The 24,572-nt window shown below is 69.5% G+C and carries 21 protein-coding genes and 1 tRNA gene; 14 read left to right on the top strand and 8 right to left on the bottom strand.

Annotated elements, in window-relative coordinates:
* The first annotated feature begins 56 nt into the window (after positions 1-56).
* Positions 57-818 (top strand): SWIM zinc finger family protein, encoded by a 762-nt coding sequence (locus RM1_RS24705; protein ID WP_072754250.1) that lies wholly within the window; start codon positions 57-59, stop codon positions 816-818.
* A gap of 10 nt (positions 819-828) precedes the next feature.
* Here RM1_RS24705 and RM1_RS24700 read toward each other — a convergent pair whose 3' ends face one another.
* Positions 829-1,602 (bottom strand): SDR family NAD(P)-dependent oxidoreductase, encoded by a 774-nt coding sequence (locus RM1_RS24700; protein ID WP_072754251.1) that lies wholly within the window; start codon positions 1,600-1,602, stop codon positions 829-831.
* Positions 1,603-1,667: 65 nt separating this feature from the next.
* Positions 1,668-3,299 (bottom strand): sulfatase family protein, encoded by a 1,632-nt coding sequence (locus tag RM1_RS24695; RefSeq protein WP_072754249.1) that lies wholly within the window; start codon positions 3,297-3,299, stop codon positions 1,668-1,670.
* Between the two features lie 305 nt (positions 3,300-3,604).
* Between RM1_RS24695 and RM1_RS24690 the strand changes: the two genes are divergently transcribed.
* From RM1_RS24690 to RM1_RS24670, 5 genes are read left to right on the top strand one after another with little or no spacing between them, the layout of a single operon-like run.
* The gene (locus tag RM1_RS24690; RefSeq protein ID WP_027501569.1) at positions 3,605-5,110 is read left to right on the top strand and encodes a CoA-acylating methylmalonate-semialdehyde dehydrogenase; all 1,506 of its coding nucleotides are present in this window, start codon (positions 3,605-3,607) and stop codon (positions 5,108-5,110) included.
* A gap of 8 nt (positions 5,111-5,118) precedes the next feature.
* A complete protein-coding gene (locus RM1_RS24685; protein ID WP_072754248.1) occupies positions 5,119-6,267 on the top strand; it encodes an isobutyryl-CoA dehydrogenase in 1,149 nt (382 codons plus the stop codon).
* Positions 6,268-6,272: 5 nt separating this feature from the next.
* Complete coding sequence (locus RM1_RS24680; RefSeq protein ID WP_083576939.1) at positions 6,273-7,406, top strand: enoyl-CoA hydratase/isomerase family protein; 1,134 nt, start codon at positions 6,273-6,275, stop codon at positions 7,404-7,406.
* A complete protein-coding gene (gene mmsB / locus RM1_RS24675) occupies positions 7,403-8,317 on the top strand; it encodes a 3-hydroxyisobutyrate dehydrogenase (RefSeq protein ID WP_027501571.1) in 915 nt (304 codons plus the stop codon). Before RM1_RS24680 ends, mmsB begins: the two co-directional genes overlap by 4 nt.
* Positions 8,314-9,090 (top strand): enoyl-CoA hydratase, encoded by a 777-nt coding sequence (locus RM1_RS24670; protein WP_027501572.1) that lies wholly within the window; start codon positions 8,314-8,316, stop codon positions 9,088-9,090. Before mmsB ends, RM1_RS24670 begins: the two co-directional genes overlap by 4 nt.
* A 13-nt stretch (positions 9,091-9,103) precedes the next feature.
* Here RM1_RS24670 and RM1_RS24665 read toward each other — a convergent pair whose 3' ends face one another.
* From RM1_RS24665 to RM1_RS24655, 3 genes are read right to left on the bottom strand one after another with little or no spacing between them, the layout of a single operon-like run.
* The gene (locus RM1_RS24665) at positions 9,104-9,982 is read right to left on the bottom strand and encodes an acetate and sugar kinases/Hsc70/actin family protein (RefSeq protein ID WP_143069439.1); all 879 of its coding nucleotides are present in this window, start codon (positions 9,980-9,982) and stop codon (positions 9,104-9,106) included.
* A gap of 27 nt (positions 9,983-10,009) precedes the next feature.
* Positions 10,010-10,543, bottom strand: coding sequence for a MarR family winged helix-turn-helix transcriptional regulator (locus RM1_RS24660; RefSeq protein WP_027501573.1), 534 nt, complete (start codon positions 10,541-10,543; stop codon positions 10,010-10,012).
* Positions 10,544-10,582: 39 nt separating this feature from the next.
* Positions 10,583-11,407, bottom strand: coding sequence for an SDR family NAD(P)-dependent oxidoreductase (locus RM1_RS24655; protein ID WP_072754246.1), 825 nt, complete (start codon positions 11,405-11,407; stop codon positions 10,583-10,585).
* Positions 11,408-11,524: 117 nt separating this feature from the next.
* On the opposite strand from RM1_RS24655, the gene RM1_RS24650 reads away from it, so the two are divergent.
* The 3 genes from RM1_RS24650 to RM1_RS24640 all read left to right on the top strand — a co-directional run bounded on the left by RM1_RS24650 (position 11,525) and on the right by RM1_RS24640 (position 16,218).
* Entirely contained in the window at positions 11,525-12,718 is a 1,194-nt protein-coding gene (locus RM1_RS24650) for an MFS transporter (protein ID WP_072754245.1), read from the top strand.
* A 61-nt stretch (positions 12,719-12,779) separates the two neighbouring features.
* Positions 12,780-12,850: transfer RNA gene (locus RM1_RS24645), tRNA-Cys, on the top strand.
* Positions 12,851-12,987: 137 nt separating this feature from the next.
* The gene (locus RM1_RS24640) at positions 12,988-16,218 is read left to right on the top strand and encodes an arabinosyltransferase domain-containing protein (RefSeq protein WP_072754244.1); all 3,231 of its coding nucleotides are present in this window, start codon (positions 12,988-12,990) and stop codon (positions 16,216-16,218) included.
* 55 nt (positions 16,219-16,273) lie between these two features.
* Here RM1_RS24640 and bfr read toward each other — a convergent pair whose 3' ends face one another.
* Both bfr and RM1_RS24630 read right to left on the bottom strand, forming a co-directional pair.
* Positions 16,274-16,759: a bacterioferritin gene (bfr, locus tag RM1_RS24635; protein WP_027502063.1), complete on the bottom strand. Its 486-nt coding sequence runs from the start codon at positions 16,757-16,759 to the stop codon at positions 16,274-16,276.
* An 89-nt stretch (positions 16,760-16,848) separates the two neighbouring features.
* Positions 16,849-17,055 carry a (2Fe-2S)-binding protein gene (locus RM1_RS24630; RefSeq protein ID WP_027502064.1) on the bottom strand — a complete coding sequence of 69 codons (207 nt, stop codon included), beginning with the start codon at positions 17,053-17,055 and terminating at the stop codon, positions 16,849-16,851.
* 194 nt (positions 17,056-17,249) lie between these two features.
* Between RM1_RS24630 and RM1_RS24625 the strand changes: the two genes are divergently transcribed.
* From RM1_RS24625 to RM1_RS24615, 3 genes are read left to right on the top strand one after another with little or no spacing between them, the layout of a single operon-like run.
* Positions 17,250-18,287, top strand: a complete 1,038-nt coding sequence (locus tag RM1_RS24625; protein ID WP_072754243.1) for an iron ABC transporter substrate-binding protein — start codon at positions 17,250-17,252, stop codon at positions 18,285-18,287.
* A gap of 4 nt (positions 18,288-18,291) precedes the next feature.
* A complete protein-coding gene (locus RM1_RS24620) occupies positions 18,292-19,857 on the top strand; it encodes an ABC transporter permease (protein WP_072754242.1) in 1,566 nt (521 codons plus the stop codon).
* Positions 19,854-20,924 carry an ABC transporter ATP-binding protein gene (locus RM1_RS24615; protein WP_072754241.1) on the top strand — a complete coding sequence of 357 codons (1,071 nt, stop codon included), beginning with the start codon at positions 19,854-19,856 and terminating at the stop codon, positions 20,922-20,924. The genes RM1_RS24620 and RM1_RS24615 overlap by 4 nt, the downstream gene beginning before the upstream one ends.
* Here the strand turns inward: RM1_RS24615 and RM1_RS24610 are convergent.
* The gene (locus tag RM1_RS24610; RefSeq protein ID WP_072754240.1) at positions 20,921-21,559 is read right to left on the bottom strand and encodes a TetR/AcrR family transcriptional regulator; all 639 of its coding nucleotides are present in this window, start codon (positions 21,557-21,559) and stop codon (positions 20,921-20,923) included. The two genes, RM1_RS24615 and RM1_RS24610, sit on opposite strands and share 4 nt — an antisense overlap.
* 100 nt (positions 21,560-21,659) lie before the next feature.
* Here RM1_RS24610 and RM1_RS24605 point away from each other — a divergent pair, with 100 nt between their 5' ends.
* Both RM1_RS24605 and RM1_RS24600 read left to right on the top strand, forming a co-directional pair.
* On the top strand, positions 21,660-23,453 hold the full coding sequence (locus RM1_RS24605; RefSeq protein ID WP_072754239.1) for an N-acyl-D-amino-acid deacylase family protein: 1,794 nt from the start codon (positions 21,660-21,662) through the stop codon (positions 23,451-23,453).
* Positions 23,450-24,292: an alpha/beta fold hydrolase gene (locus RM1_RS24600; RefSeq protein ID WP_072754238.1), complete on the top strand. Its 843-nt coding sequence runs from the start codon at positions 23,450-23,452 to the stop codon at positions 24,290-24,292. The genes RM1_RS24605 and RM1_RS24600 overlap by 4 nt, the downstream gene beginning before the upstream one ends.
* Positions 24,293-24,572: the final 280 nt, after the last annotated feature.

Genomic DNA, 24,572 nt, shown 5'->3' with positions numbered 1-24,572 from the left:
ATGTCCACCGACGAGCTCCGCGAACTGATGATGCTCGGCGAGGAGGCGGTGGGGGAATGAACCGGCGTCGAACCGATTTCAGCCAGTTCGGCACGTCGCGCGCGTCGCGCGGCGGCCCCTTTGCCCAGTCCTGGTGGGGCCGCGCGTTGGTGTCCTCGATGGAGCGGATCGCCGACTCCGGCCGGATCGCGCGCGGGCGCGGCTCCGCCCGCGCGGGACAGGTGATCAGCTACCGCATCGCGCCGGGAGCGGTGGTCGGCGAGGTGCAGGGCAGTCAGATCGACCCCTTCACCGCGACGTTCACCCTCCGCCCGCTCGACCCCGACACCGTCGACGTGCTGATCGAACGGGTGCGTTCGACCCCGGGCATGCTCGCCACCCTCGCCTCGGGGACGGTGCCGATCGAGCTGGGAGATCTGTTGTTGCCCACCGAGTCCGGCGAGCTGGATTTCGGGTGCACCTGTCCGGACCAGGGCTGGCCGTGCAAGCACGCGGCGGCCGTCGTCTACCTCACCGCGCAGCGGCTGGACACCGAGCCGCTGGTCATCCTCACCCTCCGCGGGCTCGACCTCGACACCCTGATCCGCTCGTTCGACTCGGACGGCGACGATGCGGAGTCCGCCCCCGATCTCGACGACTACTTCGGTGACCGGATCGAGCTGCCGCCGCTGCCGCGGGTCGAGTTCCGGCCCGCGCCGGACGATCTCACCCCGGAGCCGCTGCGCCGGGCGCTGCGGGCGGGCGGGGTGGAGGAGCCGGTGGTGGCCGCCGCGCTGCGCGAGCTGACGGCCACCTACCGGATCCTGGGCGGGCACTGATGCCCGGCAGCTACATGCGCTGCGAGGAGATGTTGCCGCCGTCGACGACCAGCTCGCTGGCCGTGATGTAGCTGGCCTCGTCGGAGAGCATGAACCGCACGGCGCGGCCCACCTCCTCCGGCTTGCCCAGGCGGCCCATCAGGATGCGGCGCTCGAAGGTGCCCTCCGGCAGCAGGTCGACGGTCGGCTGCAGCATCGGGGTGAGGATCTGGCCGGGGGAGACGCAGTTGATGCGGATGCCCTCGGGGCCGAGCCGGTCGGCGAGCGAGCGCACGACCGCGAGCATGCCGCCTTTGGCCGCGGAGTAGACCGGGTTGATCGCGTTGCCGAGGTGGGCGTTGATCGACGAGATGCCGACGATCGCCGAGCCCGGGTTGGCCTGGAAGTCCGGCAGCAGCTCCTTGGTCAGCAGAACCAGCGGGCGCAGGTGGGTGTTGATGCCCAGGTCCCACACGTCCACGGTGACGCCCTCGAGCGAGCCCTGGTCGACGACGCCCGCGGCGTGCACGAGGCCGCCGATGTTCGGCAGCGCGGCGCGGGTGGTGGCCAGCGCGTCCGCGTACAGGTCCGGGTTGCTCAGGTCGACACCGACGCCGATCGCGGCGACGCCGAACTCGGCGGCGATGGCGTCGGCCTCGGACTTGGCCTTGGCCTCGTTGAGGTCCCAGAGTGCGACGGGGCGGCCTGCCTCGGCGAGCGCGCGGGCGGAGGCGAGGCCGATGCCAGAGGCGCCGCCGGTGACGACGACGGCGGTCGTGAGGGAGGGCTTGGTGGATTCAGACATGTACCCAGCGTCTGCCTGCCCGGGGGCGCCCACAACCCCCTCGTCCCGCTCAGCGGCTACGCCGCCTACAGGCCGCGGGCGGGGGTGGTGCCGGTCCGCGCCATCGCCGCGAACAGCCGCTCGTGCATGAGCGCGGACTGGCGCGGGTCGTAGAAGGCCCGATTGAGCGGGTTGGCGCAGTTGTGCATCTCGAGCGGGTCCGTCTCGAGGTCGTAGAGCTCGAACTGCGGCGGGATCGCGCCCGCGGGGTCGAAGTATGCGGAGTACTTCCAGCGGGTGTCGCGCACGCAGCGGATGTGGTTGGGCTGGGTGACGAGGAACTGCCCGTCGGGCACGGCGCAGTTCTGGTCGTCGTAGGTGAAGACGATCTCCTGCTGCACCTGCGCGGTGGGGTCGGCGATCACCGGCGTCAGGTCGGTGCCGCGGAAGTCCCATGACCCGCGATCGGGAACCTCGGCGAGGGTGGCCAGCGTGGGCATCACGTCGATGAGGGACGCCATCGCGTCGGACTGGACCGGCGTCGGGAACAGGACGGGATTGCTCACGACGATGGGGACGCGCAGCGTCTCCTCGTAGGTGTTGAACACCTTCTGGCGCAGGCCGCCGTGGGACATGCCCATCTCGCCGTGATCGGACATGCGGATGACCATCGTCGACTCGCGCATCCCGGGCCGCGACTCGAGCGCGTCGAGCACCGCCCCGATGTGCTCGTCGACCACCTTGTGCATGTAGGCGTAGAAGTTCACGTAGTTGCGGGCGGCGTTCGGCCCGATCAGCGGGCCGAGGCCGGCCGCGAGCAGCAGCTCCGACTGGATCTGCGCGGTGGGCTTGAAGTTCAGCGCCAGCGATTCGTCGTAGGTCGGCGGTAGCTCGATGCCCTGCTCGAATACCGCAGGCGCGTCGGACCCGTAGTTGTTGCAGGTGCCGTTGATCGCGTCCCAGGTCTGCGGGTACGCGAGCACGTCGTGCGGGTTGACGAACGAGACGATGAGCGCGAACGGGGTGCTCGAATCGACGCCGCGGACGAAGTCCACCGCCTGCGCCGCGTAGCCGCTGTCCAGGTCGGCGCAGCCGCCGCCGAAGTGGTCGGGGTTGGTGTCCTGCCCGCCCTCGGGCGGAACCCAACCCCGGAATCCGTACGCGGCGACGTCGGCGCTCGACGGATCGCCGCCCCCCGAGCCCTTGCTCATGTGCCATTTGCCGCGGTAGTGCACGTTGTAACCGGCCGACGACAGCAGCCTGGCCATGTTCTGGATGCCGAGCGGCAGCGTCGGCTCGGTCGGGGACACAGTGCCGCCCTCGGTGAGGGTAGCGGTGACGCCGTGCTGCGCGGGGAAGAGCCCCGTGAAGAAGGTGCTGCGGCTGGGTGAGCACATCGCGGCATTGCAGAAGCCGCGGGTGAAGGTGAGTCCCCGGTCGGACAGCCGCTTGCGGTTGGGCAGGTTCCGGTCCGCCCAGCCGTCCGGCCAGAACATCGGGCGCCGTTCCTGGTCGGTGATGATGACCACGATGTTCGGGCGTCTGAGGGGGATGCCGGACCTCTCCGCGCCCGTCGCCCTCGGCCCGGTCGAGCCGATTCCCGCCATGCCCGCCGCGACCAGCGCGCCCGCGGCGCCGAGGAAGGTCCGGCGGGTCGTCGGCGTGGAGAATCCGGCGGACTCGTCCGAGCAGTGGGGTGGTTCGGTCTGGGGCTCCATCGGGCGATCTCCATCCTGAGACGAGAGAGTGCAGCTGACAGGTTCTTGCCCATTCGCGCGCGCCCGGTGGCGGTCCGGCCGGCACCTCGTGACGGTGATTGTTCTCCGTCGGCGGCGCCCGTACCCCCGGTTTCGGATGATCTTGTTCGACGGGTCCGGGATTCTCGCCTGGTCGACGCCACCCCTAGACATACATGGACATCCAACTATAGGATGGCAACATATCCGGAACTCCGCACCGCGCGCCCGTGGGTTGCCATGGGGTCGGCGCGGGCATTCGCCCTAGCGAGAACAGGTCCAAGAAAATGGTTCAGGAACTCACCCACTTCGTCGGCGGCAAGCGCGTCCCCGGCACCTCCGACAAGTTCGGCGACGTCTACGACCCCAACACCGGCGAGGTGCAGTCGCGGGTGCCGCTCGCCGACAAGGCCGAGACCGAGGCGATCATCGCCAATGCGGTGGACGCCCAGCGTGAGTGGGCCGCGTTCAACCCGCAGAAGCGTGCCCGCGTGCTGATGAAGTTCCTCCAGCTCGTGCAGCTGGAGATGGACTCGCTCGCGCGACTGCTGTCCTCCGAGCACGGCAAGACCATTCCCGACGCCAAGGGCGACATCCAGCGTGGCCTCGAGGTCATCGAGTTCGCGCTCGGTGCCCCGCACCTGCTCAAGGGCGAGTACACCGAGTCCGCGGGCACCGGCATCGACGTGTACTCGATGCGGCAGCCGCTCGGGGTCGTCGCGGGTATCACCCCGTTCAACTTCCCGGCGATGATCCCGCTGTGGAAGGCGGGGCCGGCGCTCGCCGCAGGCAACGCGTTCATCCTCAAGCCGTCCGAGCGTGACCCCTCGGTGCCGCTGCGCATCGCCGAGCTGTTCGTCGAGGCCGGTCTGCCCGCGGGCGTGTTCAACGTGGTCAACGGCGACAAGGAGGTCGTCGACGTGCTGCTCACCGACGACCGGGTCAAGGCGGTCGGCTTCGTCGGCTCGACCCCGATCGCGCAGTACATCTACGAGACCGCGGCCGCCCACGGCAAGCGCGCGCAGTGCTTCGGCGGCGCGAAGAACCACGCCATCGTGATGCCGGACGCCGACCTCGACGAGGTCGCCGACGCCCTGATCGGTGCCGGCTACGGCAGTGCCGGTGAGCGTTGCATGGCAATCTCGGTCGCCGTTCCCGTCGGCGAGGAGACGGCCGACGCTCTCGTCGCGAAGCTGAAGGAGCGCGTCGCGAAGCTGAAGATCGGTCGCAGCGACGACGAGACCGCCGACTTCGGTCCGCTCGTCAGCAAGGACGCCCTCGACCGCGTCAACAACTACGTGCAGATCGGCATCGACGAGGGCGCAACGCCGGTCGTTGACGGCCGTGGCTTCACCCTCGAGGGCCACGAGGGCGGGTTCTTCGCCGGCGCCACCCTTTTCGACAATGTCACCTCGGACATGCGCATCTACAAGGAAGAGATCTTCGGACCCGTCCTTCAGGTGGTTCGCGCCGCCGACTACGAAGAGGCCCTGCGCCTGCCCACCGAGCACGAGTACGGCAACGGCGTCTCCATCTTCACCCGTGATGGCGACACCGCCCGCGACTTCACCGCTCGTGTCAACGTCGGCATGGTCGGTGTCAACGTCCCGATCCCGGTGCCGATCGCATACCACACCTTCGGCGGCTGGAAGCGGTCCGGATTCGGTGACCTCAACCAGCACGGCCCGGACTCCTTCCGCTTCTACACCAAGACCAAGACGGTCACGCAGCGTTGGCCCTCGGGAACCAAGGAACACGCCACGAACCACTTCGTCATCCCGACGATGGACTAGGAATCACCATGTTCACCCTGACCGATGACGAGCGGGCGATCAGCGACACCGCTCGGGACTTCGCCTCGGAGTACTTGGCGCCCAACGCGATCGAATGGGATCAGGCCAAGCACTTCCCGGTGGATGTGCTGCGCAAGGCCGGCTCGCTCGGCATGGGCGGGATCTACATCAGCGAGGACGTCGGCGGGTCGGGGCTCACCCGGCTCGACGCCGTCCGGATCTTCGAGCAGCTCGCGAAGGGCTGCCCGTCCATCGCCGCCTATGTGTCCATCCACAACATGGTCACCTGGATGATCGACTCCTTCGGGACCGACGAGCAGCGCCACCAGTGGGTGCCTGCCCTCGCCTCGATGGAGAACCTCGGCAGCTACTGCCTGACCGAGCCGGGTGCCGGCTCCGACGCCGCGGCCCTGAGCACCAAGGCCGTGCGTGACGGTGACGACTACCTGCTCACCGGGGTCAAGCAGTTCATCTCCGGCGCGGGCACCTCCGACGTCTACGTGGTGATGGCAAGGACCGGATCGGCCGGCGCCAAGGGCATCTCGGCGTTCATCGTCCCCAAGGGCGCCGAGGGCCTGTCCTTCGGAGCCAACGAGAAGAAGATGGGCTGGAACGCGCAGCCGACCCGCCAGGTGATCCTCGACGAGGTGCGGGTGCCCGCCGCCAACCTGCTCGGTCTGGAGGGTGACGGATTCCGCATCGCGATGTCCGGGCTCAACGGCGGCCGGCTGAACATCGCGGCGTGCTCGGTCGGCGGCGGCCAGGCCGCGCTGCAGAAGGCGGTCAACCACCTGGCCGAGCGCAAGGCGTTCGGCTCGCCGCTGCTCGACTCGCAGGCGCTGCAGTTCCAGCTCGCGGACATGCGCACCGAACTCGAGGCAGCGCGCACCCTGCTGTGGCGGGCCGCGGCCGCGCTCGACGAGGACGCGAACGACAAGGTCGAACTCTGCGCGATGGCAAAGCGATTCGCCACCGACACCGGATTCGACGTGGCGAACAAGGCACTACAGATGCACGGCGGGTACGGCTACCTGTCCGAGTACGGATTGGAGAAGATCGTGCGTGATCTGCGGGTCCACCAGATCCTCGAGGGCGCCAACGAGATCATGCGAGTGGTCATCGCCCGCTCGGTCGTCGGAACGGCGGGAGCGGCGTGAGCGGCGTGAGCGCGGGCACACCGGAGGTGACCGAGGCGGAGGTGATCGTCGACAAGCGCGACGGTCTCGGCCTGCTCACCCTGAACCGGCCCAAGGCGATCAACGCGCTCAACCACTCGATGGTGCACCAGCTCGCCGCGGCGCTTGCGGAGTGGTTCTATGACGACGAGGTGCGCGCGGTGGTGCTCACCGGCGCGGGGGAGCGCGGACTCTGCGCAGGCGGCGACATCGTCTCGATCTACCACGACGCCCAGGACGGCGGCGACGGATCGCGCGAGTTCTGGCGCGACGAATACGTGCTCAACGCCGCGATCGCGAGCTACCCCAAGCCGTACGTCGCGATCATGGACGGCATCGTGATGGGCGGCGGCGTCGGGGTGTCCGCGCACGGCAGCGTCCGGATCGTCACCGAGCGCTCGATGATCGGGATGCCCGAGGCCGGAATCGGATTCGTGCTCGACGTCGGCGGCACGTACCTGCTCTCGCGTGCCCCTGGTGAGCTCGGCACCCACATCGCGCTGACCACCGCGCGGCTGACCGCGGGCGACGCCATCGCCTGCGGGCTGGCCGACCACTTCATCCCGTCCGGCCGCGTGCCCGCCTTCCTCGAGGCACTCGCCGCCGGGCCCCTCGAGCGCGCGCTCGAGGAGTTCACCGAGCCCGCACCCGAATCCGCGCTGCTGGCGCAGCGCGGATGGATCGGCGATGCCTACTCGGCGGACACCGTCGAGGAGATCGTCGCGCGGCTGCGGGACAGCGGGATCCCGGCGGCCATCGACGCCGCCGAGCAGATCCTCACCAAGTCGCCGACCGCGGCGAAGGTGACGCTGCGCTCGCTCCGACGCTCCCGCGACCTCGGCAGCCTCGAGGAGGTGCTGAACCAGGAGTACCGGGTGTCCTCGGCCTGCCTGGATTCCCACGACCTCGTCGAGGGCATCCGCGCGCAGGTGGTGGAGAAGGACCGCAATCCCGCCTGGTCGCCTGCCACCCTTGAGGAGGTCACGGACGAGCAGGTGGATCGCTTCTTCGCGGGCCTCGGGGCATCCGAGCTCGGCCTCGCTCCCGGTGGAAACACCGACAGCTCTCACATTCTCGGCAACATCCAGGAACTCAGCAGCGTTGGGGAAGGAAAGTCATGAGCGCCGCAGCCAACCTCCGGATCGGCTTCATCGGTCTCGGTCACATGGGCGGTCCGATGGCCGCGAACCTGGCCAAGGCCGGGTATCAGGTCAACGGCTTCGACCTGGTGCCCGCGGCACTGGAACAGGCCACCCGGGACGGCATCACCGTCGTCGCGTCCGCCGCCGACGCGGCGGCGGGGGCGGACATCGTGATCACGATGCTGCCAAGCGGCAAGCACGTGCTCGGACTGTACGAGGGCGGACTGCTCGAGGCCGCGGCCCCCGGCACGCTGTTCATCGACTGCTCGACCATCGACGTCGCGGATGCCCGCCAGGCACACGATCTCGCGGTCAAGGCCGGGCACCGCGGCATGGACGCCCCGGTCTCCGGCGGCGTGGCAGGCGCGACCGCGGGCACCCTGGCCTTCATGGTCGGCGCGGACGAGGCGGACTTCGAGTCCGCGCGGCCGCTGCTCGAGGTGATGGGCGCCAAGGTCGTCCACTGCGGCGCCTCCGGGGTCGGCCAGGCCGCGAAGATCTGCAACAACATGATCCTCGGCGTGTCCATGATCGCGATCAGCGAGGCGTTCGTGCTCGGCGAGAAGCTGGGCCTGAGCAACCAGGCGTTGTTCGACGTGGCGTCCAACGCGTCGGGTCAGTGCTGGGCCCTGACCAGCTACTGCCCGGTGCCCGGCCCGGTGCCGACCAGCCCGGCGAACAACGACTACCAGCCGGGTTTCGCGGCCGCCCTGATGGACAAGGATCTCGGCCTGGCCGCGAACGCCCTGCGCGGCAACGGCGTTCCTGGCGAGCTCGGCCTTCGGGCCGCGGAGATCTACTCCCGGTTCCACGAAGAGACCGGCGGCACGCTGGACTTCTCCGCCATCGTCAACGACATCCGCCGACGTGCGAACGAGGAGAACGCGTGAGCGACTTCGAGACCATCCTGCTCGAACGCAAGGGCAGGGTCGGCGTCATCACCCTGAACCGGCCGAAGGCGCTCAACGCGCTCAACGCCCAGCTGATGGGCGAGGTCGTGGCCGCGGTCACCGACCTCGACCGTGATCCGGAGATCGGCGCGATCCTCATCACCGGATCCGAGCGGGCCTTCGCCGCGGGTGCCGACATCAAGGAGATGGCGCCGAAGTCGTACATGGACATGTACCTCGACGACTGGTTCGCGGCGTGGGATCGCCTCGCCTCGGCTCGCAAGCCCACCATCGCCGCGGTTGCCGGATACGCGCTCGGCGGCGGCTGCGAACTGGCCATGCTGTGCGACATCATCCTCGCCGCGGACAACGCCAAGTTCGGCCAGCCGGAGATCAAGCTCGGGGTGATCCCGGGAATCGGTGGCTCGCAACGGCTGACCCGCGCCGTCGGTAAGGCGAAGGCGATGGACCTGTGCCTGACCGGACGAAACATGGACGCGGAGGAGGCCGAGCGGGCGGGCCTGGTCTCCCGGATCGTGCCTGCGGCCGACCTGCTCACCGAGGCGCTGGCGACGGCGACGACCATCGCCGAGATGTCGCTGCCCATCGCGATGATGGCCAAGGAGAGCGTGAACCGGTCCTTCGAGACAACCCTCGCCGAGGGTGTCCGGTTCGAGCGCAGGGTGTTCCACTCGACGTTCGCGACCGCGGATCAGAAGGAAGGCATGGCGGCGTTCGTGGACAAGCGGGCGCCCGAGTTCACCAACAGCTAGGCAGCGCCGAGTTTCACCAGCCGCTCAGCGCCGAACCGCGGTGCGAGGACGGCATTCCGGTGGCGGCGGCGAGGAGCACCGCTCCTCGCCCCGCCACCGAGGCCGGTTCCGGTGGCAGGACCACCGGGATCCGCAGCAGCGCCTCCAACCGTGAACCGAGGGTCGGGGTGTGGGCACCGCCCCCGAGCAGCACGATCGACGACGGGGTGCTGCCCGATTCACGGATCATGCTGCGCAGCACCGTGCTCGAGTGGGCGACGGCGTCCGCGGCCAGTCCCGCCAGGTCGTTGTTCGTCAGGACCTGGCAGGCGCCGGTCTCCGGGTCCTTCGCCGTGACGATCCTCTCGAACCCGAGCTGCTCCTTGAGATCGCGGCACGCCGCCTGCTCGAGCTGGATGCCGCGGCCCGCCAGGTGCTGCTGCACCAAACGGTCGAACTGGTCGCCGCCGACCACCGCGCTGCGGCGCGAGGCCAGCACCTCGCCGGACGCCGGGTCCGCTACGCAGGCGGCCAGTCCCGAGCTCCCCACGTCGTAGAGCAGGACCGAGCCGCGGCGCGGCAGTCGGCCGGTGAACCTGAGATACCGCAACTGGGCGGAGGTTTCGGGAACCACCCGCACGTGCTGCCTGGTGGTCGCCGCGGTGGCGTTCTCCACCACGTCGGGGTCGATGCCGGTGCGCAGTGTCACCGCGGTCGCACCGATGATCGCGGCCTGCTCTACGGCGGTGGCGCGAAGCGTGCGGATCGCGGAGATGACCGGCTCACCGATGGTCGTGCCGGGCCGACGCCGAACATCGCAGCGCGCCACCGGCTCGTGATGCGGGCGATCCGACAACGCCAACACCGCGCGGGCTCCACTAGCGCCCGCCGACACGCCAAGAACCAGCACCAACGTCGCACTCCTCGCTCGCTGATCAGCTCACCACTTGCTGGGTGCGTCCCCGGTGTCGAAGTCGCCCGCGCTACGGCGGAGCTCCGCGAGAATCCGCACGAGGGTGTCGAGCTTATCGGCGGACAATCCGGGTTGAGCGAAGACCTGGGTGTTGAGCTGCTCGGTGGCCGTCAGGGCCAAATCGCGGCCGGCCTGGGTGATTTCGATCAGAGTAGCGCGACGGTCGCTCGGATGCGGAACTCGGCGAACGAGTTTCGCGGATTCGAGCCGATCGACGGCATTGGTGACGCTGGTCGGGTGCACCTGTAGGCGCGCGCTGGCCTTCGCCATCGGCAAGGCGCCGGTCCGGGTGAAGGTGAGCAGCGTGAGCAGTTCGTACCGCGAGAAGGTGAGCCCGGTCGGCTTGAGTACCTCCTCGACCCGGGCCATCATGATCTGCTGAGCACGCATCAGCGAGGTGACGGCGGCCATCCCGTCCGCGACGTCGCCCCAGCCGTGCTCCTCCCATTGGCGATGGGCCTCCTCGATCGGATCGAGTGGCAACGGTGACGAAGGCGGCATTCCGCCATCATCCCACGCCGACCGTCACCTGCAGGTATCTCAGGGCGCGGTCGGCGCCAGGTGCCCCGTCAGACGGTCGGCGCGCAGGCGCAACAGGTCGTCGGCGCGTTGGGGATGGGTGTAGATCCAGAACCGCCCCGCGGCCAGTCCCTCGAACATCGTGTCCGCGGCCTGGTCCGGGGTCACCCCGTTCTCGCGTAGGAAGGCCTCCATCCGGTCCCTGGTGGCGGCGCCGGCCGAACCGTCCGACCCGGCGGACTCGTAGATCGCGGTGTGCACCGGTCCCGGCAGGAGCGCCGCGACCGTGATCGGCGCCTGCTCGGCGGCGAGTTCGATTGCCAGGCACTCCGTCATGGCCAGCGCCGCGTGCTTGCTGGCGCAGTAGGCGGCCTGGGTGGGGACGGTGGTGACGGCCCCGATCGAGGCGGTGTTGACGATGTGCGCGGGTCCACCGGCCGCGAGCATCCGCGGGACGAACGCGCGGATCCCGTGGAAGACGCCGGTGACGTTGACCCCGAGGACGCGCTCGAACCGCTCCGGGGAGAGCTCCCACAGCCGTCCGGTGCTGTCGACGCCCGCGTTGTTCACCAGCAGGCGCACTGACCCGAACCGGTCGGCGGTCACCGCGGCAAGGCGTTCGAGGTCGTCGGGGTCGGTGACGTCGCAGCGCACGGCGAGCGCCTCTGCCCCGGTGGCGGCTATCTCGTTCGCGACCTCGTCGAGCCGGTCTCCGTCGAAGTCGGCCAGTACCACGCGCATTCCGAGCCCGGCGGCCCGTCGGGCGATCGCCGCGCCGATGCCGGACGCCGCCCCCGTGACGACCGCGGTGGTGCCCGCCAGGTCCCGCAAGTCGAATGCAGTCATGAGCGCACCGTAGGGGAGTGGGGGCGCGGTAGGACAGCACCTGTTCCCTGTCAGCGGGAGTCGGCCACGGGGCCGGGCGAGCGCTGGCGGTAGCGTCGGCGGGCGAAGGAGAGAGACTTGACGCAGCCGCACACACCCTGGCGCCAGCACGCCCTGATCCAGGCGGTGTTCTTCCTGATGGGCGCGGAGCTGTTCCTGGCGTCCCCGCTGCTGCCGACCATCTCCAACGACTTCGGCACCAGCATCGCCGCCACCGCCTGGGTGGTCACGGTGTTCGGCCTGTCCTATGCGATCGCCAGCCCCCTGGTCGGGGCGCTCACCGAACACCTGCCGCGTCGACGGGTGATCCTGTCCGGGATCGCGGTTTTCGCGACCGGTGAGTTGCTGTGCGCGCTGGCACCGGGACTCGGCTGGTTGCTCGCCGCTCGCGCGATCGGCGGTATCGGCGGTGCCCTGGTTGGCCCGGCGATGTGGGCCTACCTGGCAGAGACCGCGGCGCCGCACGAACGTGGTCGCGCGATCGCCAGGGGGTCGGCTGCCTACGCGGGCGGTCAGATCGTCGGGGTTCCCTTGGCGACGTTTGCCGCGGCCGGGTCGAGCTGGCGGTTGGCCTTCGCGGCGGTCGCGCTCGGGCTGGTGGCAGCGGGCACGCTCATCGCTTTGCGGTTGCGCGAATCGGTGCGGGCATCCGCATCGCGCGGTCGGCCGTTGTCCGCGCTGAGGTCCTCGTTCGGGCTGTGGAGGATCGGGGTGTTCCGGACCATCATGGCAGGCAACTTCTTCGTGCAGGCCGCTCGCCTCGGCACCTACGCATACGCGGGAGCGCTGTTCGCCACGAAGTTCGGTTTCGAGACCGGGGTGCTCGGACTGGTGGGCATGGTGGTCGGGATCGGTTCGCTGATCGGCTCGATGGTGGCCGGGCCGCTGATCGACCGGTGGAGCTCCGCGGGCAGGCACGTCTCGGAACTGAGCGTCGGGTGGGGCCTGGTGCTCGCGGTGGCGCTGGGGGTCGCGGCGACCGCGGACACCTGGCAGGTGTGCCTCGCCGGGTTCGTGCTCGCGTTCTTCTGCGGCACTGCGTTCTTCAGCACCGCGCAGGTCTACCTGACCACCGTGATGGCGGAACGTCGCGCGCCCGCGGTGTCCTGGAACAACTCGGTGCTCTACATCGGCACGGGCGCGGGCACCACCGCGCTCGGCCTCACGACGCTCGGCGGCACCGCCTTCGCGGTGTGCTCGGTGGCGTTCGCGTTGCTGGCCGCCGGGTTCAGCGCGCTACTGGCGCTGCGTCGGCCCGAGTCGGCGGCCTAAGAATCAGCGTGAGCCGAACCCTGGTCGGACCGTCGGATCGTCGGCAGAGTGTCCTATCGATGCGGGTGTGGCTGAGTGGTTAGGCACCGGCCTGCAAAGCCGTTCACACGGGTTCGATTCCCGTCATCCGCTCGAATGTCGGGGCCGGCCAGCAGGGGTCGGCCCCGACCCGTTCTCGCAGCTGTCGGACGCGTGTGGGCGCCGATGTCGTCGAGCGGCGCGAGGGAAGAGACCGCCTGGAACGTTTCTGGCGGATAGCATCGATCGTCGTGACCGTCAGCGCCGTAGACGAACGACCCCAGTCCAGCCGACCGGACCCGGCACGGGCGGCCCGTGTGGGGGCCGGCCGTGTTCGCCTCGTCGCAGTGGTGTCGTCTGTTCTCGGGATCCTGGCCGCGCTGTCGGTGCCGTTCCTGCCGGTGCAGCAGGAGAGCGCGAGCCTGTCTTGGCCCCAGTCGGACTCGATCGCGGGAGTCGAGGCGCCGTTGGTGTCGTACGCGCCCCTCGATTTCGAGGCGACGATTCCAGCCGCCGCGGCGGCGCGGCTGTCCGCTTCCGGCGGGGTCGTGGTCTCGACCGCCCCGGTCGGCGCGGCGGACGCGGCCCGATACGGCGTTGTCGCCCGGGTCGGCCCGGGTGCGGATGGCGGACCCGCGCAGTTCGAGATCGTCCAGCGTGACCACACCCTGCTCGCCATCCCGGTCGACGAGCTCGCCGGGCGGTCGGTCACCGTCAGCTCGAACGCGGAGCGGACCGTCACCACGCTCGCGGGCAGCGACCCGACCACCCTCGCGGGCGACTTCCGGCCGCAGCTGGTGGGTGTGTTCAGCGATCTCGAGGGCGCCGTGCCCGCTGGTCTGGCGGTGCACGCGGATCTCGATACCCGGTTCACGTCGACGCCGTCCGCGATCAAGCTCGTCGCGATGATCGTCGCGGTGCTCGCGACCGCCGTCGCCCTGGTCGGGCTGCACCGCATCGACGACCTCGACGGACGACGTTCCCGACGGTTCCTGCCCGCGCGCTGGTGGAAGTTCACCCCGATCGACGCGGTGGTGATCGGAACCCTGCTGCTGTGGCACTTCATCGGCGCCACCACCTCGGACGACGGCTACCAGTTCACCATGGCCAGGTCGTCGCTCGAGTCGGGCTACATGGCCAACTACTTCCGCTGGTTCGGTGTGCCAGAGGCACCGTTCGGCACCCCGTACTACGACCTGCTCGCGCTGATGACGAAGGTGTCCACCGCCAGCCCCTGGATGCGGCTCCCCGCGTTGATGGCGGGCATCGTGTGCTGGCTGGTGATCAGCCGCGAGGTGGCCCCGCGCCTCGGCGCCGCTGTCCGCAGGAACCGGGTCGCGATGTGGACCGGCGGGCTGGTGTTCCTCGCGTTCTGGTTGCCGTACAACAACGGCCTGCGCCCCGAGCCGATCGTCGCCGCCGGTGTGCTGCTGACGTGGTGCTCGGTCGAGCGCGCCATCGCGACCCGGCGTCTGCTCCCAGCCGCGGTCGCCGTGCTGATCGGCGCGCTCACCGTGACCGTCGGGCCCTCCGGCATCATCTGCTTCGGCGCGTTGATCGCGGGCGCCAGGCCGATCTTGGCGATCGTCGCCGCGCGCGCCAAGATCGTCGGCTATATCGCCGTGCTCGGCCCGATCGCCGCCGCAGGTCTGGTCATCCTGGTCGCGGTGTTCGCAGACCAGACCCTCGCCGCCGTGATCGAGATGCAGCACGTGCACACGATTCCTCCGACGAACGCCTGGTTCGAGGAGTACAAGCGCTACGAGTGGCTGTTCATCATCAACGCCGACGGGTCCCTGGCCCGACGGTTCGGGGTGTTCGTGATGGTCCTCTCGATCGTCGCCAGCCTGCTGGTGATGCTGCGTCGCGGGGGCCGGATCCCAGGAACAGCGGCGGGGCCGTCGCGCCGGATCATCGGCATCACGATCGCGGCGATGGTGCTGATGATGTTCACGCCCACCAAGTGGACGCACCATTTCGGGATCTACGCAGGCCTGGCCGGGTCGCTGGCCGTGCTGACCGCCGTCGCGGTGGGCCCGATGGTGCTCCGGTCGCGCCGCAACAGGGCGTTGTTCGCAGCCGCCGTGCTGTTCGTGCTCGCGCTCGCGTTCACCAGCAGCAACAGTTGGTGGTACGTGTCGGCCTGGGGTATCCCCTGGTGGGACAAGCCGGTGACGATCGCCGGGCTCGGCGCGGGCACGATCCTGCTCGGGCTCACCGTGGTGATGCTGCTCGTCGCCGCGTGGTGTTTCCTCCGCGAACCCCATGAAGACAGGGCCGCTCGGCCGGGCCGACTGTGGTCGATTCCCCCGCTGACGGTCGCGGCCGGGGCCATGGTCTTGGTCTTCGTGCTCTCGATGACCAAGGGGGCGATCGCCCAGTACCCCTCGTTCTCGCTGGCGAAGTCGAATTTCGGTGCCCTCGCCGGCCACTCCTGCGGCCTTGCCGAGGACGTGCTCGTCGAGACCGATCCCAATGCCTCTGTCCTGCAACCGCTCACGGCCGCGCCGGCGAACGCGCTCGGCGTGCAGAGCGCCGGATTCACCCCGAACGGGGTGGCGGGTGACCTGACCTCCGACGAGAATGCCGCCTCCGAGGGCATGGCCAAGTCACTCGACAACGAGGACGCCAAGTCCAGCAACGCGGCAGGCACCGCCGGTGGCCAGGGCGCCTCCGGCATCAACGGCAGCAGCGTCGCCCTGCCGTTCGGTCTCGATCCCGGGGCCACTCCCGTCCTCGGCACCTTCGGGACGAGCGGACCCGCGTCGCTGACCTCGGACTGGTATGTCCTGCCCGCCGAGGGTGACCTGGTCTCGATGTCCGTCGCGGGCCGCGTCTACTCGGTCGACAGCGACGGCATCGCCACCCCCGGAGCCCGCGTCGAACTCGAGTACGGCGTCCGCGGTGGGGACGGAACCGTGCGGAAACTGGGCAGCGCCATGCCCATCGACATCGGACCCGCACCCTCGTGGCGGAACCTCCGGGTACCGCTCGACCAGGTTCCCGCGGAAGCGAATGCCGTTCGGATCGTCGTCGACGACAGCGACTCCGACCCCGACCAGTGGGTCGCCGTGACACCGCCGAGGGTCCCGAGGACGACCACCCTCAACGATCTGGTCGGCTCGTCCACACCGACCATGATCGACTGGGAAGTGGCGCTGCAGTTCCCGTGCCAGCGGCCGTTCAACCCTCGCCTCGGCGTCGCCGAGATCCCGGAATACCGGATCCTCCCGGACCGCCCCGGCGCGGTGATGACGAGCCTGTGGCAGGACCACTTCGGCGGCGGCCCCCTCGGCTGGATCGACATGACGGCCACCGGCCGGACGCTGCCGACCTACCTCGATGGGGACTGGGATCGGGACTGGGGCAGCCTCGAGCAGTACGCACGCATCGACCCGAACGCCGCACCGGCACAGCTGGACGCCGAGACCGTGCGGCGCTCGGGTACGTGGGATCCCGGCCCGATCAACATCGCGTGGTGACCCGGCGCGGTGCCGGACGGACTCCGGTGGGGGATCCCGCCGGAGTCCCCGTGGGTCAGCCGGCCGTCGGCGGCTGATCCACGGTCTGCGCGAGGTAGAGCTGCTCGCCGAGCTTGTCGATCAGCTCGAGCTGGGTCTCGAGGTAGTCGACGTGGTCCTCCTCCTCGGCGAGGATCTTCTCGAAGAGACCGGCGCTGGTGTGGTCGCCCTTCTCGCGGCACATCGTGATGCCGGGGCGCAGGCGCTGCACCACCTCGACCTCGATGGCCAGGTCGGATTCGAACTGCTCCCGGATGGTCTGTCCGATGCGCAGCGGCAGCAGCCGCTGGTAGTTCGGCAGGGCCTCCAGCATGAGAATCCGGTCGGTGAGCAGCTCTGCGTGCTGCATCTCCTCGAAGGATTCCTCTCGCGTCTTTTCCGCGAGCTTGGTCAGACCCCAGTTGGCCTGCATCTTCGAGTGCAGGAAGTACTGATTGATCGCTGTGAGTTCACTGGTCAACTGCTCGTTGAGAAGAGCAATGACCTCATCGTCGCCGCGCATGACACCTCCGGTGGGGGTGGGCTGGACACTAGAGTCAGCCTAACCCTCACCGGGTGAATTCACTCGGTGTATTTGTGCGCGAATCGCGACTAGGCGCTGATCGGTTCTGCCTCACATTCGACGACGGTGGCGTAGTGCTGTTCGATCATCGACTTGATCCGGTCACGGCACATGCCGCAGCCGCGCCCGCGCCCCGCGCCGCAGCCCAGCGCGACGTGCTTGGCGGTGCGAGCCCCCGCAGAGATGCATTGCTGCACGTGTTCTTCGGTGGCTGCTTCGCAAACGCAGACGTACATGTCGAGATCCTCCAGCCCGGCTTCCTCAGCGAAGGCTACACTAAGAATCGGCCAATGAAAAGGGTAGGCTAACCCAACTTTTTGATCTTGATCGTGGGTCGATCGCGGCCCGCGAGCGCACCCACGGGTGTACGTTGCTGAGGCAATCCTCATCGGGGATTCCCCGATGGTCACAGCGGCCGAAGGGCACCGTCATGGCAGCAGGATGGAAGACGATCGCGGGCGCGGCGTTCCTGGCATCGACCCTGGTGGGCGTGACCGCCTGCTCCGACGACTCGGACACCGGCACCCCGGCGAACACGCCCGAGACGATCACCGTTTACAACGCCCAGCACGAATCGCTGACCCAGGAATGGGTCGACGAGTTCACCGCCGAGTCGGGGATCCAGGTGAACCTGCGCAACGGCGGCGACACCGAGCTCGGCAATCAGATCGTCGCCGAGGGCGGAGCCTCGCCTGCCGACGTATTCCTCACCGAGAACTCGCCGGCGATGACGCTCGTCGAGAACGCGGGCTTGTTCACCGACGTCGATCCCGACACCCTCGCGCAGGTGCCCCCGCAGTATCGGCCGTCCACCGGGAAGTGGACGGGGATCGCGGCGCGTTCGACGGTCTTCGTCTACAACAAGGACAAGCTGCCGCAGGACCAGCTGCCGAAGTCGCTGCTCGACCTGCAGGACCCGAGTTGGAAGGGGCGCTGGGCCGCCTCGCCGTCGGGTGCCGACTTCCAGGCCATCGTCAGCGCACTGCTCGAACTCAAGGGGGAGGACGTGACCCGGGCGTGGCTGGCCGGTATGAAGGAGAACGCCGTCCCCTACAAGGGCAACAGCGCGGTGATGAAGGCCGTCAACGCGGGTGAGGTGCCCGGCGGGGTCATCTACCACTACTACTGGTTCGGCGACCAGGCCAAGACGGGCGAGAACAGCGCCAACACCGCGCTGCACTACTTCAAGAACGAGGACCCGGGCGCGTTCGTCAGCGTTTCCGGCGGCGGCGTGCTCGAGTCGAGCAACAAGGCCGTTGCCGCGCAGCAGTTCCTGAGGTTCCTGACCGGCAAGTCCGGTCAGGAGATCCTGCAGACGGGCGACTCGTTCGAGTACGCGGTCGGCAGCGGCGTGCCGTCGAATCCGGCCCTCGTGCCGCTCGCGGACCTGCAGGCGCCGACCGTGGATCCGTCGAAACTCAACAGCCAGAAGGTCGCCCAGCTCATGACCGAGGCCGGCCTTCTCTAGTGCGATGATCGCGCCAACGCTCACGCGCCCCCGATCCGGGCGGTCGGAGCGACGGCGGGTGCCGCCGGTCGTCGGGGCTGTGGTCGCGGTGCTGGTGGCGATCACGCTCATCCCGCTCGGGTACGTCATCGCCACCACGATCGCCACCGGCTGGGCGACGGCATCCGCGTTGATCTTCCGGCCCCGGGTCGGGGAGCTGTTGCGGAACACCGTCGCGCTCGTGGTCATCACCGTGCCCGTCTGCATGATCCTCGGGGTCGGTGCCGCGTGGATGGTCGAGCGCACCACGGTGATCGGGCACCGGTACTGGGCCCCGATCCTGGCCGCGCCGCTGGCGGTGCCCGCCTTCGTGAACAGCTACGCGTGGGTGAGCGTGATCCCGTCGCTGCACGGACTGTGGTCCGGCGTGCTGGTCGCGACGCTGTCCTACTTCCCGCTGGTCGCGCTGCCCGTCGCCGCGACCCTGCGGCGGCTCGACCCGGGCATCGAGGAGTCGGCGAGCGCGCTCGGGGCCGGTCCGTATCGGGTTTTCTTCCGGATCGTCGTGCCGCAGTTACGGCTGCCGGTCCTCGGCGGGGGACTGCTGATCGGGCTGCACCTGCTCGCGGAGTACGGGGCGTTCGCGCTGCTCCGGTTCGACACCTTCACCACGGCGATCTTCGAGCAGTACCAGTCCACCTTCAACGGTGCGGCCGGCAGCATGCTCGCGAGCGTGCTGGTGCTGTGCTGCCTCGTCCTGCTCGTCGCCGAGGCCGCGGCAAGGGGTTCGGCCCGGTACGCGCGGGTCGGCTCGGGCGCGCCACGTCGGCCGGACCGGATTCGGTTGCGGTGGAGCGCGGTTCCCGCCGCGCTCGGGCTGGTGGCGCTGACCGTCGCGGCCCTCGGCGTCCCGCTGTGGACCATCGCGCGCTGGCTGCGGATCGGCGGCACGGGGGTCTGGCGGACGGGAACGCTGTGGCCCTCGCTCACGCAGACCCTCGTCTTCGGGCTGCTCGGCGCCGCGGTGACCACCGCGCTGGCGTTCCCCGTCGCATGGATCGCGGTGCGGCGCCCTGGGGTGTTCAGCAGGATCGTGGAGGGCTGCAACTACGTGACGAGTTCGCTGCCGGGGATCGTCACCGCACTGGCGCTGATCACCGTCACCATCCGCTACGCGAACCCGCTCTATCAGACGGTCATCGTGGTGATCACCGCCTACGTGCTGATGTTCCTGCCGCGGGCCCTTGTGTCGCTGCGCTCGGGCCTGGCGCAGGTCCCGGTCGGGCTCGAGGAGGCGTCGGCCGCGCTCGGACGGTCCCAGGCGAGCACCTTCGTGCGGGTGACGCTTCGCCTGACCGCGCCAGCGGCCGCGGCGGGTGCCGCGCTGGTGTTCATGGCGATCGTGACGGAACTGACCGCCACGCTGTTGCTCGCGCCGAGCGGGACGCGGACGCTCTCGACCCGATTCTGGTCGCTGACCAGCGAACTCGACTACGCAGCCGCCGCGCCCTTCGCGCTCGCGATGATCCTGCTGGCGTTGCCCATGACCTACCTGCTGCTGCGCCAGTCCCAGAAGGCGGCCGGGCTGTGAGCGAGGTGGAGATCGAATCCGTGTCGAAGTCCTACGGCCCGACCGCGGTCCTGGACGGGGTGAGCCTGCGCGTCGAGCGCGGCACCACCACCGCGGTGGTCGGCTCGTCGGGCTGCGGGAAGACCACCCTGCTGCGGGTCGTCGCGGGGTTCGACAGCCCCGATGCCGGAACGGTGTCCATCGCGGGGGCCCTCGTCGCGCGACCCGGCAGGGTGGTGCCCGCGCACCGACGGCGGGTCGGCTACGTGGCCCAGGACGGCGCGCTGTTCCCGCATCTCACCGTCGCGGGGAACATCGGGTTCGGCCTGCGCGGCGCGGTCGTGCGGGACCGGGGCGGATCCGGCAGGCGGGTCGCGCAGTTGCTCGAGATGGTCTCGCTCGACGAGTCCTACGCGCGGCGGCGACCGCACGAGCTGTCCGGCGGGCAGCAGCAGCGGGTGGCGCTGGCCCGCGCGCTCGCCCGCGAGCCCGAGGTGATGCTGCTCGACGAGCCGTTCAGCGCCCTTGACGCGGGCCTGCGCGCCTCGACCAGGAAGTCGGTGGCGCAGACGCTCGGCGCGGCTGGGGTGACGACGATCCTGGTGACCCACGACCAGGAGGAGGCCCTCTCGTTCGCGGGGCAGGTCGCGGTGATGCGGGCGGGCCGGTTCACCCAGGTCGGCGCGCCGGAGCAGCTCTACCACCGTCCGGTCGACATCTTCACCGCCGAGTTCCTCGGCGAGTGCGTCCTGCTGCCTGCGGTGGTGGCCGGTGGCGTCGCTGAGTGCGCCCTCGGCCGTATCCCGGTGCGGGCGAACGCGTTCGAGGGTCCAGGACGGATGCTGCTGCGACCGGAACAGATCGTGGCCTCGGACCCGGGGGCGGCGCCCGACGGGCGCAAGACGGGCACGGTGACGGCGACCGAGTTCCTCGGCTCGCAGGCGCTGCTCGACATCACCCTCAACTCCTCGCCGACGCACATCAGGGTCCGGCAGGCAGGCACCCGCACCCCGGCGGTCGGTTCACTGGTGGCCATCGAGGTTCTGGGTGAGGCCGAGGTGTTCCCCGCGGAGGACCACGCCGGTTAGGGTAGTACGGTATTCGGCTCCGCCGCGGCCAGCGCGCGGGCGATCTGCTCGGCGTCGAGGCCCGCGGCCGGTAGCAGGTGATAAAAGGCCCGCTCGCACAGGTCGATCACCTCGACGCGCGCCATGGTGGGCTCGTCCAGCCAGGTCAGGACGATCTCCTCCATGAAGGCCTGCCAGCCCTGCACGGCCGCGTCGACGGCGGGGGTGGTCGGCAGGCCGAGTTCGGTCAGCGCGTGCACGATCCAGTCGGTGAAGGTGCGACGCATCCCGCGATAGATCCGGCGCATGCCCTCGTCGCCGCTGCCCGCCAACCGCATCACGGCCAGGTAGCTCGTCGGGTGCGCGACCACCGCGTCGAAGAAGGTCTCAACACCCCCGCGCAGCTGGGCTGATGTCGGCAGCGTCGGGTCGGGCGACATCCGCTGCTGCAGAGCCTCCGCGCTGGCCTGGAGCACCGCATTCCGGAAGCCCTGCTTGTTCTTGAAGTAGTGGAACAGCAGCGGCGGCGACACCCCGGCCTCGGCGGCCACCCGGTCCATCGACAGGTCGTCGAAGGACTCCGATTCGAGCATCCGCACCGCGACCTCGAGGATCTGGGCGCGCCGATCGGCGGGGGAGCGAGGGGCAGCGGCCATGCCCCGCACTCTATTGAGAAATCCTCAACCGGTCCATTGACTTCTACTCAACCGGATATGTAACCTCGGGTAACACTTACTTGATGTGAGGAGCGCGACAATGCCCGAGTTCGACATCGTGGTCAACGGCGGCCTGTGGTTCGACGGCACCGGGGCGGCCGGTCAGCGGCGCAATCTCGGGATCCGGGACGGCGTCGTGGTGTCGGTCTCCTCCGCCGCGCTGCCGGTCGGGCCGGACACCGAGGTCATCGACGCGGCAGGCAAGTGGGTGCTCCCGGGTTTCGTCGACGTGCACACCCACTACGACGCGGAGGCGCTGGTAAGCCCGGGTCTGCCCGAGTCGGTCCGGCACGGCGTCACCACCGTGGTGCTGGGCAACTGCTCGCTCTCGACCGTCTACTCCACCCCGCGCGAGTGCGCGGATCTGTTCAGTCGGGTCGAGGCCGTGCCGCGCGAGTCGGTGCTGCGGATCCTGGAGGAGAACAAGACCTGGCGCGGACCGGCGGAGTATGTCGAGGCGCTCGACGCGCTGCCCCTCGGACCCAACGTCGCCGGCTTCATCGGCCACTCCGACATCCGCACCCACGTGCTCGGCCTCGGCCGCGGCACGGACAAGAAGACCAAGCCCACCGCCGCCGAGCTCGACCGCATGGGCTCGATGCTCACCGAGGCCATTGACGCCGGGTTCCTCGGCCTGTCCTCGATGACCAACGCCCTCGACAAGATCGACGGCGACGAATACCGTTCGCGCTCACTGCCGTCGACGTACGCGCGCTGGCGCGAGTTCCGCTTCCTCAACCGGATCCTGCGCGATCGCGGCAAGATCCTGCAGAGCGCGCCGACGATCAATCTGCACCCCAATGTGGCCGCGTTCTTCGTCGAGAGCTCCGCGATCGGTCGGAAGAAGCCGCTCAAGACGTCGCTGCTCTCCGGCGCCGACTCCAAGGCCTACCCCGCGATCGTGTACTTCATGCTGACCGCGGCGCCGCTGCTGAACCGCTTCGCCAAGACGAACTTCCGCTGGCAGCACCTGCCGGTGCCGTTCACCGTGTACGCGGACGGCATCGACCTGGTGGTGTTCGAGGAGTTCGGCGCCGGCGCCGCCGCGCTGCACCTGAAGAACGAGGTGGAACGCAACGCGCTGCTGCAGGACGAGGAGTACCGCCGCTGGTTCCGCAAGGACTACGACAACAAGTTCTCGCCGCGCATCTGGCACCGCAATTTCTACGACGCGGTCATCGTCGGGTGCCCCGACGAGACCCTGATCGGCAAGACCTTCGGCCGGGTGGGCGACGAGAGGGGGGTCCACCCGGTCGATGCGTACCTGGACCTGGTGGTGGAGTACGGCAGGAACCTGCGGTGGCGGACCACGGTCGCGAACCACCGGCCGAAGTTCGCCGACCGGCTGGCCGCCAGCCCTGGCGTGCAGATGGGGTTCGGCGACGCGGGCGCGCACCTGCGCAACATGGCGTTTTACAACTATCCGATCCGACTCCTCAAGCGCGTCAACGACGCCCAGTCCTCCCGCAAGCCCTTCCTCTCCATCGAGCGGGCGATCCACCGGCTCACCGGTGAGCTCGCCGACTGGTACGGCATCGACGCGGGCCACCTGCGCGAGGGCGACCGCGCCGACCTCGTGGTGGTCGATCCGGCGGGCCTGGACGCCTCGGTCGACGGGCTGTTCGAGGAAGCGGTGCCCGAGTACGGCGGCCTGCGCCGGATGGTGAACCGCAGCGACGCCGCGGCGGTGGCCACCGTCATCAACGGCCGGCTCGTCTACCGGGACGGCGAATTCACCCCCGGCTTCGGCATCGAGAAGACCGGACAGTTCCTGCCCGCAGGCGCCAAGGCCCGTGGTGTGGGCAGGCAGGTCCGCGTAGGGTCGCGCGCATGAGCGATCGGATCACCACGTTCATCCGCGACGGCCTGACGTTCGACGTCCGCGACACCGGTCCGATCGACGGCGCACCTGTCGTGCTGCTGCACGGTTTCCCGCAGGACTCGCGGTCCTGGGATCGGTTGGCGCCCTTGCTGCACCGGCGCGGCTTCCGGACCCTGGCGCCCGACCTGAGAGGGGCCTCGCCGCGTGCGAGGCCGCGATCTCGATGGGCCTATCGCAGCTCCCAGCTGAGCGCGGACGTGGTGGCGCTGATCGAGCAGGCCGGGCTCGGGCCTGTGCATCTGGTCGGGCACGACTGGGGTGCAGGCGCGGCGTGGACGGTCGCGGTGGACCGGCCCGACCTGATCCGCACCCTGACGACGCTGTCGGTGCCGCACCCGGCCGCGTTCGTCCGGGCGGTGCTCACCAGCAGTCAGGTGTTCAAGTCCTGGTACATGCTCGCCTTCCAGGTCCCGGTGCTGCCGGAATCGCTACTCGCAGGCGACACCCTGCGTAAGCAACTGCTCGCCACCGGGATGTCACCCGCCGACGTGGCCCGCGACGCCGAGCCGATGCGCGAGCGCGCCAGGGCCCGCGGCGGGCTGAACTGGTACCGCGGGATGGCCTTCACGACGCCGGGTCGGGCGTCGACCAAGGTGCGCGTGCCCACGCTGCACGTGTGGAGCGACGGCGACACCGCGATCGGGCCGGTCGGCCCCGCACTGACGTCGCGATACGTCGACGCCCCGTACCGGTTCGAGGTCCTCGAGGGCGTCAGTCACTGGATCCCCGACGAGGCGCCCGAGCGGTTGGACGCGCTGCTCGGTGAACACCTGATGGCGCACTCGCGGTAGTTCTGCGGGCCCCGGCTGGCGCCGCTACGCTCACGAATCGTGTTTTGCTGCTGGCCATCCCGGCGTGCGACGACTGTGCGCGAGGTCCCCGAGGGGCCTCGCGCACAGCCGTGTTGCGGCCGTGTCGTGGTGCCGCGATTCGTGGTTCGGGGGGCAGGCCACGAGGCGCGGCGCCGTGAGCACGGCGCCACCCGGGTTCGGTTGCGAGGGGGCGCTGTCGAACCCTGGTGCGTTTGGGGTGGGGTCAGCCGAGGCTGAAGGGCTGGCCCCACAGGGTGAC

Source organism: Rhodococcus maanshanensis NBRC 100610 (assembly GCF_001894865.1).
Classification (GTDB): domain Bacteria; phylum Actinomycetota; class Actinomycetes; order Mycobacteriales; family Mycobacteriaceae; genus Rhodococcus_G; species Rhodococcus_G maanshanensis.
This window is presented reverse-complemented; position numbering and strand designations above follow the sequence as displayed.